Origin of the sequence: Dysgonomonas sp. HGC4 (assembly GCF_001261715.1) — a bacterium.
Classification (GTDB): domain Bacteria; phylum Bacteroidota; class Bacteroidia; order Bacteroidales; family Dysgonomonadaceae; genus Dysgonomonas_A.
In genome coordinates this window covers 18052-38848 of sequence record NZ_CVRU01000026.1, presented here as the reverse complement: position 1 = coordinate 38848, position 20797 = coordinate 18052, and the positions used below count along the sequence as shown (strand labels likewise).

Sequence of the window (20797 nt, the reverse complement as noted above, 5' to 3'; positions counted from 1 at the left end):
AGCTACTCAAAGTATAACAACAATTGCAGTTATACTTTATTGGATAATAAAAGGTCTAAAACCTTAAATAAAAAAGCCGTATACAATTGATTGTATACGGCTTTTCTTATATAGAGTATCGCTTTTACTGTTTCACCTCAACCCACATACCCGAAGTACGACTCTGAGTTTGTGGTTTATACATTGCTTCACAAGATACTGCAGGAAGATAGAATCGACCGCAATAGGCTGCCTGTAAACGAACTTTAACTGCTGTTGAATATCCATTACCCAGATTGAAGAATGTCATCACTCTGTCATCTCGTATATCTTGATAATTAAACGACCCACTGGTAGCATCAGCCGCTGCATTAAACAATCGGTTATTAAATATTTCCCAACCTGATGGGAATATTTGAGTAAGTGCCAAATCGGTGATAGATTCGCCCGAAACATTCTGTATAATCACATTTGCGAAAAACTCTGTTCCCTGTTGAAGCGAAGTGATATCTACATCATTATTATTATCATCAACATATTTCACATACAGATTTATACCATCATTTTTAGGATGAGATCTATCGACTAAAGGTTGAGTGCGCCCAATCAAACGAACATACAATTGCCCTTCTCCCTTATTGGTGAAATTGATATTTACAACTTCTTGGGGCTTAATCGTATATTCACGGAACACCTGAGCCGAATTTTCGACTTTCTGAGGTACACCATTCAAACTCCAGTCATAAGCTATTGCTCCTTTACCCATCTTTTCAGCCAGTTGAGACATGGCTATTAAACCATAAGCTGCTGTTTGAGTAGAAATATAATCGGAACTCAATTCTGCTGACACCTGAGGAGCTAGAGATAAAGCTTTTTCTGTTCTGCCAAGAAGCAAGTTAGTTTCCATTATCATGGCAACGTCACGAGCCGGACTACCATAAGTATTATTAAATGCTGAATAATTATCAACAGTCAAAGGAGCATTCGATATTATCTGTTGTGCTGCATCCTTTTTACCTGTAATAGCGTACGCTGCCGCCAATCTCCAACGAGCTTGTATCGAAAGATCTTTCATTTCTTTCAATCTATTCATTGCTCCCAATTCGGGATCACCTGCCAGAGCCAAAGTATATAAACGATAGGCTTGTTGCAAGTCGGTCATCGAATATGAGTAGTAAGAACTGTAAAGATCTCCCCTATTCCATCGTTGTGCGGATTTCTTCTGGAATTGCTTCCATTTACTGATAACAGATTCAGGAACATTGTATCCTTTGTTTTTAGCCTCTACCAAGAAGTGTCCGGCATAAGTACTCACCCACTCTGTTGGGTATGAGCTACCCGGCCAATACACAATACCACCATCACCCAACTGGCGTGACGATAATATCTTGATCGCTTCATTGATATTATATTTCATCTTCTCAGTTTCTTTATCCGAGAATTTTCTGAATGCACTTACATACAATAGGGGGAATACACGCGAAGTTACTTGCTCCGAACATCCATAAGGATAGTCGTATAGATAAGCCATATTCTTGCTTAGATCAACAGCAGGCATACGCGACACCTCAAGTTTAACCCAATCATCTGAAGTTGGCGAATCAAGATTAATATTTAACTCGTGTGAATCACCAGCCGAAACCAAAGCATCAGAAGTTAATGTAATCGGAGGATTAGGATTTCTCACCTCTATATCTATGGTTTCATTTGAGCTTTCGCCTCCACCACTTGCTTTAATAGTTACTTTTTCAGCTCCTGTTCTTTTAGCAACTTTCACTTTAAAGTAAATCACCTTATCACCTGTTTCAGTAAACGTAACCGATTTTGTTGTTCCATCTGTAAACTGGAATAATCCGTTTGCTGCCTGAACTGTTACATTTACAGTCTTCACTTTTTTATCCATTGCAAAGACATTTACAGGAAGTAATATTTCCTCATCAGGTCCCGCAACTCTTGGGAGGGTAGATAAAACCATCAATGGGTTTTTCACCGCCACTGTTTTTTCGGTGTTTCCATATGCTCCTTCTTGTGATCCAGCCACTACCATCACACGTACTGAACCGATATACGGATCGAGTTTTATTTTATGAGATTGCGTTTCACCCTTTTTCATTGTAAATGGTCCTAAGAACTTTACAACCGGTTTGAATCGATTCAAAGGATTGCTTGAAGGTTTAAGTGTTTCGTCACCCCCAATACTCAACAATGGACCTAGCTTTCCGGCTTGTGCTCCTACTACCATATCGAACATATCCCATGTACGCACACCCAATGCTTGATAAGCATAGAAATCAGTCCACGCATTTGGTGTTTTAAATGAAGTAAGATCAAGAAGACCTTCATCCACAACAGCCAAAGTATATGTCATAGCCTTTTTATTTTTCTCTGATACTGCAACTGTAAATTCCTTTTCAGGTCTAAGTTCATCAGGCATAGTTATAACCGGAGTCAATATCGTATTCTTATTCTCTACCTTAATATTCAACACTCCATATAAACGGATAGGCAAATCATTATCGGTTTGAGCATGAGGTTGTAAAAGTGTTGCAAAGATGAAAAAGTTAGGATTCATTTCATCCGTTACTTCAAATGTATATTTTGTATCTTCCTTAGCACTTGTTTTCGCCCAATCGCGTTGTATTACTTTCGTGCCATCTTCAATACTTATTAATACTCTACCATCCGAACTTTTAGGAATAGTTACTGTAACTTTTTCACCCACATTGTAAGGAGTCTTTTTATCAGTAGAAAAAGATAACATAGTTAATCCCGAAGCATCTTCTTTATCCGAACGCCCTTTCCATGCAGGCCAGTCAACATAAATAATCTTACCTGCTATATGCCCGCCTTGCTTGTCGGTAGCCATTACAAGATAACGTCCCCATTCAGAATCTTCTACTTTAAAATTAACCTTGGCTTTTCCACCAACTGTCGACACATCTTTATCCAACACCACATTAGCTGATGTATTGTTGACATAAGAAGATAAATCGTCATTATTGCGATTCCACCACCACGACCATTTAATTTTATATATTTTCACATTGACGTCCGATCTATTAAGAAGCTTTCCATCAGGAGACAATGTTACAATATCCATCGCATTGTCTTTCCCTGTTTCCAACATTTCATAGTCAGATTCATTAGGCGATTTTATACCGACATACGCCGAGTAAGGAGAATAAGCCGCTGTTTGCGAATAGATACTTGCATCACCTCCTGTTTCGAACACCCTAGATACCAAAGTTGCTTTAAGCATTCCCGGAGCATTAGATGCCGGAGGTAGTTTACCCGCAACATTAGCATTGCCACTTGCATCGAGCCTTCCTTCAAATATGGTATATGTATCGGTACTGAAATTACTTGCAGGATTATTAAACGAATATGCCTCATATCCTTTAAATGGATTTCCTGCGACAGACAGAGTCATTTCAACACTTGCTTTCAGATTAGACGCTGCTGCTCCATGAAGCCATTGCGATGACAGAGTGCTATTCAATACACCTCTACTCGCATCAATCAGTTCTCCAACATTCAACCGAACTTTAAGTCTGTTAGGTTTTACTGTTTCTATTTTTATAGTTTTCGAGAAAGTTGCTCCCCCTACTTTGATTGCTGCTCGCCAGTTACCGGTAATAGCTCCCGGATCAGTCGCTAGCTTGAAAGTATAGAAACCGTCTTTGCCCGATGTATTTACATGTTTTTGATAAAGCTGACCTGTTGGCGTAAATAAATCTAATGACACCGGATGTCCTTTAGGCAGGGGATTGACTTTATCGTCCAATATAAATGTCAGATAAATAGAATCTCCCGGACGCCAAACACCTCTTTCGCCATATATATAACCTTTCAGTCCTTTTTGTATTTCTTTTCCACTGACATCGAAATTACTTAGCGATAACGAAAGATTAGACGTCAATTTCAGATAACCTTTGTCTTTATCCTTTGAAGCAACTACCACAAAAGGAACTCCACCTTTATAATCTATTGAAACAAATCCATTACCGTCGGTTTTTCCCGAACCAATTCGTTGCATCTGGAAGTTATACACATCTACCACCGCTCCTGATATAGGTTGAGTTGTAAGAATATCGGTCAATGCTACCGTCACTTTTTTATCTGAACCAATTTTGGCTACTAAACCAATATTTGATGCAAAAACAATGCAATCGGATGAACGGTTGGTATAATAACTGCTTTTACAAGGATCTTCTCTTTCTTCCCAATTATAATCCTCCCAATCCATAGGATCGTAATAATAGGTTTGCGGGATATCCCAAATAGCTTCATCCTCCTCTGTCATACGATTATCGAATCTCTCCAAACCTGCTTCTTGAGGAATTTGTGGAACTATTCCACTACATGGGTATAATGAGTATTCTTTCTTCATTGTAAACTTAACCCGATATATTGCACCCGGATCTTGTTTAATAAGAGTAGATAAATCTATTGAAAAATTATTCCATTGATCCAATCGTAGAGTATGGTCTTCATCGAGTCTGATTTGCTTTTTAAGCACCAAACGTCCAAAACGTCTCAATTCATTATCCCCTCCAAAATCATTCGATTGAAGATATCCTAACACATTGTTTTCAAAAATCTTGACAATTGTAATATCCACAGCCCATAGATTGACTGCTTGAAAAGGTATATTCAGATTATCGGAACTTGGAAGAATATTACCTGAGTTCAGTAACTTAATTTCAGGCTTATTCTTTTCAAGAGATAACTGATAATTGTAATTCTTATCTAATGTTTTATTTTCTGAACTTTTCAGTTCTTTAAAAATATTCAGATCAACACTTGTATTACTACTGTTGCCATCTAAATAAAGCTTCAATACATTCTTTTGAACTTCATACGAGAAGTTTTCAATTCCATTCGGATTAACCAATCCTTGTATATTCTGATTATTAGATAACGGATCACTAAATGTGATACGGATACATTCCGATGGCTCGTAAGCTGTTCTTACATCAATCACCGAAAAAGAAGAAGCATTTATAGCAGGAATTACAATCGGAAGCTTTTCCGCATCTCTCTTTGCTCCGATAGATGAACCATCTACTTTCAGCGTATAAGTCAAATCTTGTGTTGTTCTCTTAAGGCTATCAATAGAAAAAGCATATCTACCTTTTACGCTTGTAGCTTCTATTTTTACAACTGCTGTATTAGAATTTCCTTCTACCGACAGCATTTTTTCGATATCAGGCATCGCTGCTTCGTCTGCCAGAGAGAGAGTTCCTCTCACCGTATTCCAGGTAAGATCATTATCTTTAGTTGGAGAATAAGGAAGTACATCTACCGCAAAATTTTGCTCAGGCACTTTAAAATAGAAGTAAAATTCTTTGAAGTCTTTCTCAACTTGAAGCACTTTATCGAGTTTAAACCAAGCATCGTAAGTTTCACCTTGCTTTAACTCGCCGGGTTCGGGTACAAATTTGATTGTTCGTGTATTAACCCAATAAGCTTTCCCTTTAATTTTAGGCGAAAACTCGAATAAATCTTGGTCAACTTCGGCATTCAATTCCACAGTAGGCATATCCTGATTCAATTCAATCTGGATAGAAGATACAGAGGAAACCGATCCGTAAGTAAAAGCTGCAATATAACGTGCAAATTCGGGGTCGATAGTACGTGATCCCTTGCGACTACAAGCATTTGTCAATAACAGAAACCCAATTGTCAGCATTAAGACCAATATGGGGTTTATTTTTTTTCTCATGAAGTGCTATTTTTAGTAAATGTGTAAACTAAAAACAAATGTAAGTAAACTTTATAAAGTCTATATTGTTTCTTTAAGGAATAAAAAGTTAAAACTGGATATTTGAGATATACCCTTTTATACTAACTTTGCTAAAATAGAGCTTGAAAACCACTGTATGAGAAATCTTTGGCTAAAATTACGAAAAGACTACAAAAAGAAAAACCCGAAGTTAAAATCGGGAGCTTTCGAATTATTAAAATACATAGGTCCCGGACTATTGGTTACCGTAGGCTTCATTGATCCCGGAAATTGGGCATCTAATTTTGCTGCAGGATCTGAATTTGGCTACACTCTCCTATGGGTGGTAACTCTTTCGACTGTAATGCTGGTTATACTCCAACACAATGTGGCTCACTTGGGCATTGTTACCGGCTTGTGTTTATCAGAAGCCGCCAACAAGTATCTATCTCGCCGAGCCTCACGAGTCACCCTCTGGTCTGCTATCGGAGCATCTATATCAACCTCTCTTGCCGAGATATTGGGAGGGGCTATTGCCCTTCAAATGCTTTTTGATGTTCCTATAAAAATCGGAGCTATACTCGTCACCATTTTTGTGACTTGTATGATGTTCTCCAACTCATACAAAAAAATAGAACGATACATCATAGCCTTCGTTTCTCTTATAGGTTTATCTTTTATATACGAACTTTTTTTAGTCGACATTCAATGGCAGGAAGCTGCTGTAGCTTGGGTTACTCCTTCTATGCCCGATGGAAGTATCCTTATTATTATGAGTGTATTGGGAGCAGTGGTTATGCCTCATAACTTGTTTCTTCACTCGGAAGTGATTCAAAGTAGAGAATGGAATCTGAAAGATGATAAAGTTATTGAGAAGCAACTGAAATATGAATTTTTCGACACCTTATTCTCGATGGTTATCGGGTGGGCAATCAATAGTGCAATGATTTTACTTGCTGCTTCTACATTCTTTAGAGAAGGATTGATAGTAGACGACTTACAACAAGCTAAAAGTCTTTTAGAACCACTATTGGGAGCAAATGCGGCTATTGTTTTTGCCATAGCACTTTTATTTGCCGGTATCTCTTCTTCTATGACTTCGGGAATTGCCGCAGGATCCATCTTTGCCGGTATGTATGACGAACCCTATAACATCAAAGACATACATTCGCGTACAGGTGTAGCAATTTCTTTAGGGGTAGCTCTCTTAATTATATTCGTTATTAACAACCCCTTCAAAGGGCTTATTATTTCACAGGCAATACTGAGTATGCAATTGCCAATTACAGTATTTCTTCAAGTACGTTTGACCTCATCTAAAGAAGTAATGGGTAAGTACGCAAACAAACCCATGACAAAGTATATGTTATATCTAATAGCTAGTATTGTTACAGCCCTAAATCTCTGGCTGCTTTACAGCTTAGCAACAGGATGGGTGGTAACCGACTAATTGTTTATCAATCTTTGTTGAACAAGCCTAGCTTAGATGCTAAGACAATACATGATTCATAATTAAAAACAAACAGGAAAAGATTGTATTTCCAAGAGTAAGCAGCCTTAGGCAAAGGATATAATTTGCGAATTCTTAATTCGTGAAGCTTATTTGCAACCATTTCTTTATCTACTCTAAAGCGAATGAGATTAACAATAAAATCGACAGAGAGGGTGGTAATTTTTCGCCTCAATCCTTTTATTTGTAATTCATTTAAGTGTAATCTCTTCTCTAAAGAAACAAGCTGATCTAAGACGAATATGGTATCGCAGATTCTTTTACGTATCTGTTTTTCTTCTTTATTATTTGTGATCGAATCTTCTCGTTGATAATAGGCATATACCAATTGATTTACAAATACAATCTGATGTGCGTATGTAAAAGTCTCCGATAGAAACAATTCATCTTCATGATAAATGCCCTCAGGCATCAAGATTGACTTCTCTTTTAGAAAAGAGGCTGAGAACAAGTAAGGACAAACACCTCCACTTAGATTAAACTTACTCAAATATTCAGCTCCTGACATTAGAGAATTATAAGTAGAAGACTTTCTCTCTTTTCGAGTCACAGAACCATCAGAATAAACTTCCGCCCAATCAAGACCTATTATATCATAAGAGACTGATGCTGCATATCCGAAAAGATTCGGCAATGAGTTATCAAAAAGGTAATCGTCCGAATCCACAAAAAAGATATACTTACCTTGAGCAATACTTAGTCCTTTATTTCGAGCAGCTCCCAATCCCAGATTTTCGGAATCTATATATTTGATAGTATTTCTATCTTTCGCCAGATTCGTTATTATTTGAGCTGAACTGTCTGTCGAACCATCATTGACAATGATAATCTCAAACAAATCCTCACCTATTCCTTGGTTTAAAATACTGGACACACAGTTATCCAGATAACGTTCGGTATTATAAACAGGTATTATAAAACTTATTGTCATACTCTTTCAAATGACGATTTATTAGGAAGAATATCATTAAATGCGTCCTGTATTTTACGGCTCACACCCTCGAAGCCGGGAATATCCTCACCATCATTAATACAAACTTGCATATACTTTTGAGTGCGGATAGCCTCACATATATCATCGATCGTAGAAGTTGCTATTTCAAAAGTTTGTCCTTGAGATAATATATCTGTTGGGGAGAATTCCCCCTTCGCTATATGCCAGAACCTAAATAACCACTGATTGACATCCGTATGTGAACGAAAACGAGAATAACCTGTTTTATGTAAGACATCGGGTTCAGCTTTCCAAACCTCTTCTAATGTTGCCTTACAATACGAGTGTGCTAAATGTGCATCAAGCATCCCCGGAAACTTTTTCCAAGGCAAAAGCAATATACTTTTAAGTAGATATTTTCCATATTTCGGATTTATCCATTTTAGTATATTCTTATTTATCACTTCTCTTTTCGAAAAATGACGATTAATTATCTTTATATCATTCACAAATATTTCAGGATACTCTTCCGGAAAGATCGGATCAAGAATAGCAAAATCACAAGGCAAATTATTTCGAAAAAAATTAGTGACCCTAGTAGTATTTGTCAAAAACACATCATCGTTGAAGAAAATAAACTGATCGCTTAACCCTTCTATCCGATGCAAATTTGTTTCTATTGCATTAATATTAAAAGTAGGCAGAAATTCTTTAGGGATAAATTCCTCGTGTTTTACCCAATTTAATTTAGGATGATTTATATCAAGCCAGTCAGGGCGTTCTCCAGAAGTAACAAAATGTATTGTTCTAACCCAGGGTGCAAATTCTTCTATACCCCTAAACCAATATTTAAGTAAACCCCAATCTCTAAAGCGAATATTTCTTTTATCGCCTATCGAAACCTCGTTACTATATTTTTGATAAAGAGCCTTCCATTCGGAATTGTCACCATCTACCCATGTTAATACGATATCTATCTGGCTAGTATCCTGCATACTTTTCTATTGAAATAAGATAATGTAAAAATACATTTATTTTAATAATTAGGCTCATTTAATGTCAGATGTATTTTCTCGATTTTATTTTAGAATATTTTTCACAAAAAGCTTGTTTTATTAAATATTAGATTTATCTTTGTACCCGCTAACACAATAGCAGCCGCGGATGTGGCGTAATTGGTAGCCGCGCCAGACTTAGGATCTGGTGCCGAGAGGCGTGGGGGTTCGAGTCCCTTCATCCGCACTGAAAGCGACAAACTGAAGATTTCTTCTTTTTGTCGCTTTTTCATTTCTATAATTTACTATTTCTGTGCCAATTAAAAGAAGGAATGAATTGTATTCTGGAGTTCGATAATCTTCGATTTCTTGGTCATAGAAAACAACTTCGGTAAACACTAAATTCTGCAATTTCGCTCTATTTACAGTATTAAACGTCTTTACAGACACCCCCTCAGCATAAAAAAAGCCTCCTGCAGTTCTCAGCAGAAGGCTTTTTTCTCTATAATATATTTATGTTATCATTCAGCAAGAGGATCAAATGTTCCGGTACCACCTTTTATTATATCTAACCAGCCTATGGTTTGCTCCAATGTAGGGTTATTCGATTGTGCGTTCGATTTAAGACCTACAATATAGTATTGAGGCTGATACGAAACAGTCTTTGTCAAGTCATCACCTTTTCTATCCTTACGCACCAAACCATCGGTGTAGAATGTAACCAAATCAGAACGATCAGAGAGTGTCTGTGTTGCTAGATTCCATGCCACAGGGCGAGTATCTTTATAAGGATCGGCAGCAGACGCATTACCTACAACTCCATTTTTTACAGTAACACAAAGTTCAAGGAGACCTCTTCTACTACCATTAAAAGGCTTAACACCCAGATAGCTACATGTATTACCATTAAATCCGGTCAATGCCCAGGTTGGTTGTAGAGAAGCTTGTCCTACACCCCCATCCCAAAGCATCCAGCGACGCATATCATCGAAGCGTTTTCCTTCGTAAGCCAATTCTATCTGGCGTTCGTAGAGAATAGCCGCAAATAGCGCACCTCTATCACTAGCTAAGGCATTATCTAAACCGCAGTCTCCTGTATAACCTACACGCTTGCGTATATCTCTTAAAGCTTCCAGAGCTTCATTGTAATAACCGGCTCCACATGCAGATTCGGCTAAATTCAACAATACTTCTGCATATCGTATCTCCATATATGGAGAGGCAGATTGTTCAAAGCCATTCCCTTTATCGAGTTTATATACATACAATGGTGTGGCATTATTAATATCCAAATCATCTGTACGTTTACGAATATATACACCTTTGTAGTTTTCAGCTAAACCATCACCAGAATATCCACTTTGATCCATGGCCGCACGTTTTTCTGCAGTATCATACCATGTATAGTTCCACAACGCATAATCATTTCCTTTATATGGATAAGCAATAGAAGAAGCAGTATTACTGGTAGTAGGATCTCCCGAGAATTTCCAATACACTCCGGGAAATGCAAACGTGCGGTAAAAGCGTGGATCTCTATTCATCATAAAACGATTTTTGTTATAAGTATATGATGATTGTCCCGGCTTCTTTCCATCAGCCATAGGGAACATATCTATCATCAGGTCTGTGGTGTTTTTTCCACCACCTCCATTTGCATTAGTAGGGCGAATAGCATTCTCCCAACCATTCCATAGATTAGGACTAGTATTAGTTCCTTTATTCACATTGTTATATAGCGTTACAAATACAGCTTCTTTAGAGTAAAAATCGGAAAACATTCTTCCCCAACCAGTAGCATTTAATCCCGGAGCATCCGAAGATGCCAATCCAAAACCACCGGCTGTCAATGTAGCGATTGCACTTTTATTAGCTTGGTAAGCTAGTTCCCAACGATCTTTATTGTCGCCACGGTTAAATACCGGACTTGCATATAGTAGGCGAGTACGGCCTTGAAGTGCTAATGCTGCACCTGAAGTTACCCTACCATAATCATTACCACCCCATGAAGCAGGTAGGAGTGTACTTGCTATTTGTAAATCTTCACAAATAAAATCGACACACTCTTTTGTTGTTGAACGTGGAATTGTCAGTGCTTCAACTTCGGCACTGATAGGATTTTGAACCTTTGTTACAATCGGTACGCCTCCCAATTCTTTCACCAAACGATAGTAAACCCATGCCCGAAAGAAATATGCCTGACCCATCAGTTTATCTTTCTGTTCTTGAGTAAGCCCTGAACTTGCGGGTATACTCTCAATAGCATCGTTGCAAGAAAGAATCCATCCGTATAAATTATTTGAGGTTTTTCGCTCATTATAAAATATACCAGGTAAGTCGTTGTGAGTGGTTGTTAATATAGTTCCATCAACTAAAACCGACAATCCTGAATATTCTTCTGTGGATTGAGAATATATATCACTCGAACCGGCACTTGACGATTTCCAACCGAAACTACCAACCGAGTTCGATAAAGCTAAAGCATATATACCGTCGATAGCCGCTTCTGCTGTGGCATAGTTACTATAAGGATCGGTTACTTTAGAATAATCTTTTTTATCTTCCAGAAATTGGTCACTACATCCGGTGAGGATGAGCGCTGCAGCCAGAAGAGCAGTAGCAGAACCAATTATTTTTCTTGTATTCATCATTTTCTTTTCGTTTTTAGAATGAAACATTTACTCCTAATGTAATTTTCCTCAAGTTTGGATATTGTCCATAAGCCCCAGCAAACGAACTGTAGAAATTGTCAGGATATGAATTGTGGAAATTCAATACATTTTGTGCTGTCATATTCAAACGGCAGTTTTCTACTCCCACCTTTTTTATAAACACTTTAGGGAGTGTATAAGCTAATGTGATGTTACTCATTGATACAGAAGCGTTATTTACTCTCCAGAATGTAGACTCTACACTGTTTACTTTATCATACATTAGGTTAGGATATCTGGCATTACGATTGGCTTCAGCTACAACATTACCATTAGCATCAAGCACGTCTTCATAAATAAACATATCATTGGCCCAGAAAGATGGTAGATTGGTGTACTGCATCGAATTGTATCCCGATGTATTTAATACGCTATTGTAGATAGAACGCATATTTTTCGACATTACAGTGTAGCTCCCCCAATTGGCATTAAGCTGCATACTTAGCGAAAAGCTTTTCCATTCAGTATTAAGAATTACAGTAAAGCCATAGATGTTGTTACTGCGGTTAGATATTTTAACACGATCAGCCTTTTCATCAATAACTCCATCCGCTTGCTCTATATAGTATCCGTTTTCGTCACGATCGGTGCTGCGTACATCTTTGTATATCAGCATACCTGGACGCATATCGGCTTTAGAAAGACCTAAGTAGTTCGTAATGTTGTTTTTATCAAAGTATTCTTCAATTTCTTGGTAGCTTTTAAACATGCCTAAACATTCGAGACCCCATACTCCTCTGTCTCTGCGCTCGCCTTCTACTATACCATCCAGCTCTTTTGTTGACGGCCAGTTCGTTTTATTTAATCTATTGTCGGAGTATCCAGTATTTATTCTGACACCATATTTGAAATCGTCACCTATTTTGTCTTTCCATCCCACTGCAATCTCAATACCATAAGTATCGATTGAAGAATAGTTTTCATTAGCAGGGTTCGATCCAGCAGTACTTGGTATAGTATTGTTGAGTGAAGTAAATATGTCACGGTTCCATTCGTAGTAACCGTCGATATTAAAGCTCAAACGATTGTTAAGCAAACCAAGGTCGAGACCATAGTTAGACTTATAACTCTTATCCCATTTGGCGTTTCGGTTAAAGCCCTGATCTGGGAGCGTAATGTAATTACCGCTTGCAGAGCTAGAACTTCCAAACACAGGACCTTTATCCGAATTATAGTTATAATTTTTAGCCCATGTCCATGTCGGAATATTATCACGACCGGTAAGCCCGAACGATCCACGCAATTTCAGGTAATCAATAGCCTCTACTTTAAACCACTCTTCCTGAGATAAAATCCATCCTCCTGACACAGATGGAAATACTCCCCAATAATTTTCAGGGGCAAATTTGGTTGAAGCATCTGAACGAATCAGAAACTCGAACAAATATCTGTCCTTATAAGCATAGTTTATACGTCCGATATATGAAAGGCTAGCTGATTCTGCGCGCGAGAATCTATTATCTTTAGTTGTAGCATCATTACCAGTAGTAGAACTTTGTCCATTTGAATTTGGGAATAGGTCTGATCTCGATCCATATAGATCCTCAAATACCCTTTCAGATTTTTCAATACCAAACAATCCGCTTATATCATGGTTGCCGAATGTACGTTGATAAGTTGCCAGAAAGTTCATCTGGTAGTTATCTGTACGAGACATAGTACGATCGACCATGCCACCATTATTTATAGTAGATCCTACGAAATTACTATTCGACAAGTCTACACCACCTCCTGAATAAAGGTGATTACCGCTACCTCCACGATTTACCAGATTATAGAGGGTATAGCTTGTGCCTAATTGTTTTGATTCGAGAGTATTTATACTCTTAATATAAGAGAATTTAAGTTTTAATCCTTTCAATTGCTGATTCCATCCAAAGTCGTATTCCAACCCTGTATTGATGTTCATCTCTTGGTTTATATTGGTTTTATAGTCACCCGAATTCTGAATTGCATCAAAGTTGTATAGCTGAGAATTATGTACAGTTGCATTTGTAATACCATATGATGCTATCGGACGTCCGTCTATAGATGATGGAATATAACGTGGTTGTGTCAACAATCTGTTATAATCGGCCTCAGAACCGGTAGTTGAAGCAACTCCATTATAAGCTTTAGTATCTTCTCCATAGTTACCCGATACTTGTAACGATGCTTTCAACCATTTGTTGATTTTAAGATCCATACCAGCACGGTAATTCCAACGCTCGTAGTTGAGTTTTCCTATATTTCCGTCTTGTGAGTAATATGCTATACCTGCAAAATAGTTAGCATTATCGGTACCTCCACCCATATTTACAGCATGTTTTTGTGTAAAGGCTGCACTCCAAGCATCTTCCAGAAGGTCATAATTGAGACCTTTCATAACTTCCAGTTCATCTGCTTGAAACAAATCAAGGCGAGAATCGTATGGTTCAGAAGGGTTAGCTGCCCTCACACCATTCCACAGTCTTCCATAGTCATAAGAATTTAGCATTTTGGGACGAGAGATTTCATCTGCATAACCAAATTGTCCGCTATATGAAATTTTAGGTTTTCCAATCTGTCCGCGTTTTGTCGTCACCAAAACAACACCATTACCTGCACGTGAACCGTATACTGCAGCAGAAGCATCTTTCAATACCGAAATACTTTCTACCATTGTAGCATCCAAATTATTAAAAGCCGCTGCACCTTCCTGCATAGGATAGGCATATCCATCAATTACATACAAAGGATCTGTTTCATTAGCTGTACTGCTGCCACTTACAACATTATTCTGACGAATATCTATTCGAGATGTTGCTCCGGGACGGGAAGTTCCACTCGAACTCACTGAAACACCATTCATTAATCCTCTCAAGGCCGAAGACAGGTCACCAGTGACAAGGTCGGTAACATCAGTCATATTGGTAGTAGCAATAGAGCCGGTAAGGTGAGCTTTCTTTTGCACACCATAACCAACTACTACTACATCGTTCAGTTGCAAAGCATCTTCTTTTAGAACAATACGAGTATTGGCAAAATTAGAAATAGTCTGACTGGCATGTCCTATATAAGATACTATTAACTTCTTACCCGCTGGAACTTTAATTGAATACATACCATCTAGATCAGTTATTGTAGCAGTAGTAGTGCCCTCTACTTTCAGCGTAGCCCCAATTACGGGCTCTCCGTCCTCGAATACAACAACTCCACTAACCGTCTGGGAGTCTTGTGCATGAGCCGGCAAAGCAAAAGCCAAAATAAAGCTCATACATAAACCGAGAATTATTAAATATCTTTTCTTCATATCTTTTATCTTTTTTGATTTACAATCAATTCTCTTTTAATTTATTATTGAGCAGGCAACCATCGAGGGTCTCCCGTTCCGCTAGAAATCTGAGCTGCTCCGCCTACAGTAAAGTTTCCATTTGCAGGATCTGCAAGTTTAGGGTCAGACTCTATATGGGTTCCCGATTTGTCTCCTTGATTATGAGTAATCTCATTTTCGGCTAATGCCCCACCATACCAGTAGGTATTTAGATTGAAAGTTGCAGCAACATTATTGCTAGACATTCTGATACGTCTAAGAATCTCTTTATTTCCGCTATCTACAAATATAGATTTCTGCACATTCACCGAGTTTGAAGTCTGCGCCCAACCATTAGAGTTAAAAAATTGTTTACTATAAGCAACCTGCCAAAACGTACAGTTTTGGATATTTATGCTTCCTTTCTCACTTGCCCATACAACCCTGTCGGCAACTTGCACAACGCGAACATTCGCATATACAATCCAGGTACTTCCATAACTCTTATTCTTGTTGTAGAATGTAGAGTTTATCATTGATAATTCTTTTATTATAGCACCAGTGAAGTTTATAAACGGATTGCTCGATGTAGCATGTTGTTCGACAATACAATCATTAAAGGTGAAGTTTCTCAAGGCATATTTTTTACCTCTATCACTAATTAAAGAAGTTTTTAGATTGCTAACATTACAAGATTCCATACCTGATGAAGCTTCTACGACAATCCAAGGATCGCCATTGTAAAAAATTGCATGTGTTTCATCTATGGTAGTATTATATTGGATAAATCCAACCCCGGAATAATCATTCAGATCGAAATCGGTCCATCTTATTTTAAATCCAGCTCCATCACTGATGAAGGATGCATCGCCAGTAACTTTTACTTTCGGACGATAAACTTTATCACCACGAAGAGTAATATTCGTTGATTTGAGAGCAACATTAGATCCCATCGTATATTCACCATTTGCTTCCAGCTCATAAACGATCTCTGTTGCATCGCCTTCTTGTGGTTTAACAGGATTATTTTCAAAATATACTCCAAGGTCAGTTCCACTAGGGATAGACGCATATACAGGAATCAATGTAGAATATTCAACCTCTGTTGGCTCAGTTGCCTCTTTATTATTAAGCTCAGTATTCCCCAAGGTCTTAATAACAATTTTATATTTTGTATCGTCAGCTCGTTCACGAGTAACAGAACATCCGTCAATAACTTCGTTCTCTACACCAACTACTATAGGATTGTCCGGATCATCCACATTGTAAAGAGTGAATTGATACCCTCCAGCACCATAGACCACAGGCCATACTATTTTAAGATCTTGTCCCCCTGTTATATTAGCTACAGCTGTAGCCGTAACCTTACTGCCATCAGGTGATACCAGTTGTGTATTCCTCACATCTGAGGAGAATGTATAATCATCCTTATATCCATCGACACAGGACGTAATGAATAGAGCCATCAAAAAGCATAGAATGCCTATTATCGGTCTAGTTTTCTTTTTTGTATTCATACATTAAATTTTAAAATAAGTTAAGTATTAAAACATGTAGATACCTAATAAATAAAGAAGTACGCCATTACTGAATTGTGTGTTTCAAGAACAGGCAATAGTATTTTATGTATTAATAATTACCAACAAATTAATATCTGTTGATTATATAATTCTATTGCTTATTTGTGAAATTCAGGCATAATTTTGGTCTTTTATATATTGGCAACTTTTAAGGTTATATTTGCAATGCTTGTTTCGTCGTCTAAAGCTATCGTCTATGGAGCTGACAAACTATATTTTTAGATTCTGTTTGGCAATGCAGAAAAATCAGTTCACTCTCCGATATTGAATACTCTATCAATGTCTTGTCTCACAACTATTAAGAATTTCTTCAATAACGGGCTCTTCTTTTTCATCAACAATGTTTCGCTTTCTTTAATTTCAGATTATTGTGTTTTGGAAGGTTAGACTCTTGGCTTGATGAGGTAGTGCATACAAAACCAATAAGAAGCAAAATATATTCCTGAGAAAAGAACTCAGAGATCTATACTTCACCCTGTTTTTAAATAAATTCAGTGACTTGTTTTTCATAATTTTACACATAAATAAAAGTTAACAATAAGGCTTTAGTTCTAATTAAACGTTTAACTTAAAATAGCAACCTCGCTTAAACGTTTAACTTAAATCTACTAAAAAATGATTTTTTTATATATTATAACATTTACAAATGTATCTGCTTATTTATGTCCTTATCTATATAATTTGATCTAAATTGTAATTAATTTGATCTTTCGAAGTGAGTGAATTAAGTAAGTGTAAGCGCATATATCGCAATTTATGTACAAGGCTATATTAGTCTTTTAGGTTTGTTTTGCCCATCCTTTTAAACGAAAGAAAAATTAGAGAGCTTTTATTCAATTTTTATAACTGAAAGATTAAGGCTGCAAAGATATTTAATGGGATTAAAATAAAATTCATAGGAATAAGGATATTTAAACTGTGATTTCAACTGTATTGAAATTATATCTAAGACATCCAATGAAATACTCAACTACTACAACACAACGAAGGTTGCCTCAGCAAACCTGAGACAACCTTTGTTATATTTTAAGCTACTTATTTCTAAAAGGTATCAATTACCATCAAAAGAACTTGTCGGTGCTTGATCAATCAATTCCATAAACTGATCTAGTTCTGGAGTAATGATTATCTGAGTTCTACGGTTACGAGCTTTTCCTTCAGGAGTGCTATTACTTGTAATCGGATTATACTCTCCGCGTCCACCAACAGTCAAACGTTTAGGATCAATTCCATAATTATTTTGCAATGCCTGAACAACAGAAGAACCACGTAGAGCACTTAAATCCCAGTTGTTACGAATATTAGGACGAGAAATTGGATCTGTATCTGTGTTTCCTTCCACCAATACGCCATAATCTTTATAGTCTAAGATGATTTTAGCAATCTTGCTAAGTGTTTCACCTGCTTTATCACTGATTTCATAGCTTCCTGAACGATACAGCATATTGTCTGATAAAGAAATATAAACAACACCTTTCAACACTTGAATATCCATATCTCGCATTTCTTCGCGAGTAAGCGAACGGGTAAGATTATTAACCATCACAAGATTCAAAGAATCAGATCGGTTTTTTGCTTGCACCAAATGCTGGATAAAACGATTCGAAGCATTGATCTCATCTACCAATTTTCCAATATTCGCATTACCTTGTGAGTTATGTGAAAGGCTCTTATTCAACGAATTTTGCATTTCAGCCAAAGCTCCACGCAACTCTTCATTATTTTTTCGAGCTTCTGCTAAAGTCTCTTCAAGGCTCGACACACGAGTGCGACTCTCGGTCAATTGTAATTGACTTCCTTGAAATTCTGTTTGCAGTTGTTTGTAGTCTGTTTCTAAATTTCGAAACTTTCCCTTAGTTACACAACTCGTAAACATTATACCTGCTACTAATATTAATAGCGACCAAAAAGAATACTTCATAAACTAAATCTCATTATTAAATTTAATGTGCAATTAATATATATAACAACAGTATTTACTAATTGTTTGAGACAGTATAGTTTATATCCGTTAATATTTTATTAGATAAGTAAAAGCAATAAGAAAGAATAACTTCCATATGTAGCTAACTTAAAAGAAGAAAGTTCCTATTCGGAAATTTTCTTTTTTAGGATATGGAATACGATATAATAATCAGCTAAATACATCCATTATAGTAAAAATACATTCTTTGCGCTGATACTTATTGATTGCAGGAACAAGCCGTCTAAAATGCTCTGTCTGGCAATGTCTGTCCAACGCATCATGATCGGGCCATTCTTCGATAAAAACAAAGTGAGTTTTATCATCTTGGTCTACATACAAATTATACTCAATGCAATCTTTCTCTTCTTTTGTTTTAGCAACTAACTCGGCATAAAGAGGTTTAACGATTTCTAGATACTCTTCTTTAATAAAATCTTCCGCAATTACCTTAATCATACTATCTTCTTTTTTTTTACAAACACATTTCTTAATTAGTAAAGTTAAGAAGAGTAAATGACTTTACTCTACAATCTGTTTATAACATTTTGCGAATTAACATCGAACCTTAGTCTATGTTTTTCCACAATAAAAACAGAGGTATTGTATTCAAACAATACCTCTGTAACTTAAAACATTATATATGCTGTTTTCCTTTCCTAATTCAGAGTAAATTAGTCATGTATCTGTGGCATACGAGCAGGGTCACCACTAACTTCAAAGAAATTATTCTCTCCTCTTTCTAGCAATCGATAAGTAGAATTCTCTCCACCCGACGTCCACCAAGCAGGAGTATCTTCAAATGGAGTTTGATAATTCGTTTCCTGAGGTTGTAAAACACATCCTGCATCATCACTATCGCACCCAAAATGTATGGTCTCATCCCAAAGATAGTCTTTGATTAGCGCATACCATTTTTCAATGCGAGGAATACTTTTACTAACATGAAATGGTCCATCAGTAGAATTAGTAAGTTCATGGAAAGCATTTATATACATATGCTTAAATTCAGCAATTGTCAGAAGCCTTTGAATCAAAGGATGATCAAAATTACCCCAGTTCAAAGGATCTTGTCTTGCGGCATCCTTAGCCCATGCTGTACCCAATGTAGTATCAAAATCATTAGGAATGAAGAAGAACTTACCATGCGTATTGAAATAAAAATTATAGTTGTTTGCATTAGACCAATAGTCATCTACATTACCACAAATAACATTTATAAGGTACGATTTCATCAGCAATCTAACATCTATTGTTTTGTTTGCCCATACTTTCAACGCTTCTCCTTCCAATGTTACCAGATTACGAACAAAAGATGTCAACTGCGCATTAGCCTCAGCTCTTTTACTAGTATTTGTTCGAAGATCATAAACAGTACGATCTTCGATAACGCTGGGATCGTAATTATTTAGAGCAGAATCATTGTCTCCTTTCCAGAGGAAAGGGGTAAAATCACCTGGTTGATCATCTCCGAAAAAGGCTTTACGATTCTCTAGATAATCGTCCTCAATAAATTCTTTTAATTTGTAAAGTCCAAAATACGCCGGTGTAGAAATTCCGTCAATAATACTGACATAAAACCGACACATGCTGATTAGTGGACCAGAGTATACGCCTGCCTCTTGATATAAATCGAAACTGTATACTTCGCGAATACGCGCCGGATCTTCTCTGATAAACTTAAGGTCGAGTCTTGATAATCCTTCAAACGTTTGTCCCGGTACATTTCTAGCAAATTGAAGGGCGAAACTTGCCTGACGCCAAACCGGATTTACGGGATTGTGGTGTTCGCCTTTTTCCCCTTCAGGGCGATTACGGCTACTATTACCTCTAACCCTCAAAGCAACATTTGATACTGTTTGGCTTGGAATCTGAGGATTGCCTCCAAACACAAAATCACCCGGTATCCAGTAATTATCTCCGGGGGCTTCATCGAAGGCATCAAGTAACCGATTCCAATCAGCTACTTTTATCTCCAGAGTTACCACGGGAAGGGATTCCAAGTCGAAAATTTTTTCGAGCTCAGCATTTCTTAATGCATCTTTTTTCATTTTGTAAAGTTTTAATTAATAAACGAATGCATCTTATTTAACAACAATCGGATGCTTTGTGTTCAATGAATTTGTTAA

General features: G+C 37.1%; 10 protein-coding genes and 1 tRNA gene. 2 read left to right on the top strand and 9 right to left on the bottom strand.

Annotated features, from left to right (window positions below; genetic code table 11):
* Nucleotides 1-124: 124 nt before the first annotated feature.
* On the bottom strand, nucleotides 125-5704 hold the full coding sequence (locus HGC4_RS02815) for an alpha-2-macroglobulin family protein (protein WP_050708601.1): 5580 nt from the start codon (nucleotides 5702-5704) through the stop codon (nucleotides 125-127).
* Between the two features lie 157 nt (nucleotides 5705-5861).
* Between HGC4_RS02815 and HGC4_RS02810 the strand changes: the two genes are divergently transcribed.
* Nucleotides 5862-7154 carry an Nramp family divalent metal transporter gene (locus tag HGC4_RS02810; RefSeq protein WP_050708600.1) on the top strand — a complete coding sequence of 431 codons (1293 nt, stop codon included), beginning with the start codon at nucleotides 5862-5864 and terminating at the stop codon, nucleotides 7152-7154.
* Between the two features lie 7 nt (nucleotides 7155-7161).
* On the opposite strand, the gene HGC4_RS02805 is transcribed toward HGC4_RS02810, so the two are convergent.
* Together HGC4_RS02805 and HGC4_RS02800 are read right to left on the bottom strand one after the other, a co-directional pair.
* Nucleotides 7162-8145 (bottom strand): glycosyltransferase family 2 protein, encoded by a 984-nt coding sequence (locus HGC4_RS02805; protein WP_050708599.1) that lies wholly within the window; start codon nucleotides 8143-8145, stop codon nucleotides 7162-7164.
* Nucleotides 8142-9143, bottom strand: a complete 1002-nt coding sequence (locus tag HGC4_RS02800; protein WP_050708598.1) for a Stealth CR1 domain-containing protein — start codon at nucleotides 9141-9143, stop codon at nucleotides 8142-8144. Before HGC4_RS02800 ends, HGC4_RS02805 begins: the two co-directional genes overlap by 4 nt.
* Nucleotides 9144-9308: 165 nt before the next feature.
* Here HGC4_RS02800 and HGC4_RS02795 point away from each other — a divergent pair.
* A tRNA-Leu gene (locus tag HGC4_RS02795) sits at nucleotides 9309-9390 on the top strand.
* Nucleotides 9391-9664: 274 nt separating this feature from the next.
* Here HGC4_RS02795 and HGC4_RS02790 read toward each other — a convergent pair.
* From HGC4_RS02790 to HGC4_RS02765, 6 genes are all read right to left on the bottom strand, one after another.
* On the bottom strand, nucleotides 9665-11794 hold the full coding sequence (locus tag HGC4_RS02790; protein ID WP_373419302.1) for a RagB/SusD family nutrient uptake outer membrane protein: 2130 nt from the start codon (nucleotides 11792-11794) through the stop codon (nucleotides 9665-9667).
* A 13-nt stretch (nucleotides 11795-11807) separates the two neighbouring features.
* Nucleotides 11808-15125: a SusC/RagA family TonB-linked outer membrane protein gene (locus tag HGC4_RS02785; RefSeq protein ID WP_050708597.1), complete on the bottom strand. Its 3318-nt coding sequence runs from the start codon at nucleotides 15123-15125 to the stop codon at nucleotides 11808-11810.
* Nucleotides 15126-15169: 44 nt separating this feature from the next.
* Nucleotides 15170-16642 (bottom strand): DUF4992 family lipoprotein, encoded by a 1473-nt coding sequence (locus tag HGC4_RS02780; RefSeq protein WP_082204045.1) that lies wholly within the window; start codon nucleotides 16640-16642, stop codon nucleotides 15170-15172.
* Nucleotides 16643-17756: 1114 nt separating this feature from the next.
* Entirely contained in the window at nucleotides 17757-18626 is an 870-nt protein-coding gene (locus HGC4_RS02775) for an OmpA/MotB family protein (RefSeq protein ID WP_050708595.1), read from the bottom strand.
* Between the two features lie 213 nt (nucleotides 18627-18839).
* Nucleotides 18840-19127 carry a putative quinol monooxygenase gene (locus tag HGC4_RS02770; RefSeq protein WP_050708594.1) on the bottom strand — a complete coding sequence of 96 codons (288 nt, stop codon included), beginning with the start codon at nucleotides 19125-19127 and terminating at the stop codon, nucleotides 18840-18842.
* Between the two features lie 215 nt (nucleotides 19128-19342).
* The gene (locus tag HGC4_RS02765) at nucleotides 19343-20719 is read right to left on the bottom strand and encodes a CotH kinase family protein (protein ID WP_050708593.1); all 1377 of its coding nucleotides are present in this window, start codon (nucleotides 20717-20719) and stop codon (nucleotides 19343-19345) included.
* Nucleotides 20720-20797: the final 78 nt, after the last annotated feature.

Excerpts from the sequence above, each read along its gene's own strand:
- HGC4_RS02815 (WP_050708601.1), bottom strand. The coding sequence starts at position 5,704 with ATGAGAAAAAAAATAAACCCCATATTGGTCTTAATGCTGACAATTGGG.
- HGC4_RS02810 (WP_050708600.1), top strand. The coding sequence starts at position 5,862 with ATGAGAAATCTTTGGCTAAAATTACGAAAAGACTACAAAAAGAAAAAC.
- HGC4_RS02805 (WP_050708599.1), bottom strand. The coding sequence starts at position 8,145 with ATGACAATAAGTTTTATAATACCTGTTTATAATACCGAACGTTATCTG.
- HGC4_RS02800 (WP_050708598.1), bottom strand. The coding sequence starts at position 9,143 with ATGCAGGATACTAGCCAGATAGATATCGTATTAACATGGGTAGATGGT.
- HGC4_RS02790 (WP_373419302.1), bottom strand. The coding sequence starts at position 11,794 with ATGATGAATACAAGAAAAATAATTGGTTCTGCTACTGCTCTTCTGGCT.
- HGC4_RS02785 (WP_050708597.1), bottom strand. The coding sequence starts at position 15,125 with ATGAAGAAAAGATATTTAATAATTCTCGGTTTATGTATGAGCTTTATT.
- HGC4_RS02780 (WP_082204045.1), bottom strand. The coding sequence starts at position 16,642 with ATGAATACAAAAAAGAAAACTAGACCGATAATAGGCATTCTATGCTTT.
- HGC4_RS02775 (WP_050708595.1), bottom strand. The coding sequence starts at position 18,626 with ATGAAGTATTCTTTTTGGTCGCTATTAATATTAGTAGCAGGTATAATG.
- HGC4_RS02770 (WP_050708594.1), bottom strand. The coding sequence starts at position 19,127 with ATGATTAAGGTAATTGCGGAAGATTTTATTAAAGAAGAGTATCTAGAA.
- HGC4_RS02765 (WP_050708593.1), bottom strand. The coding sequence starts at position 20,719 with ATGAAAAAAGATGCATTAAGAAATGCTGAGCTCGAAAAAATTTTCGAC.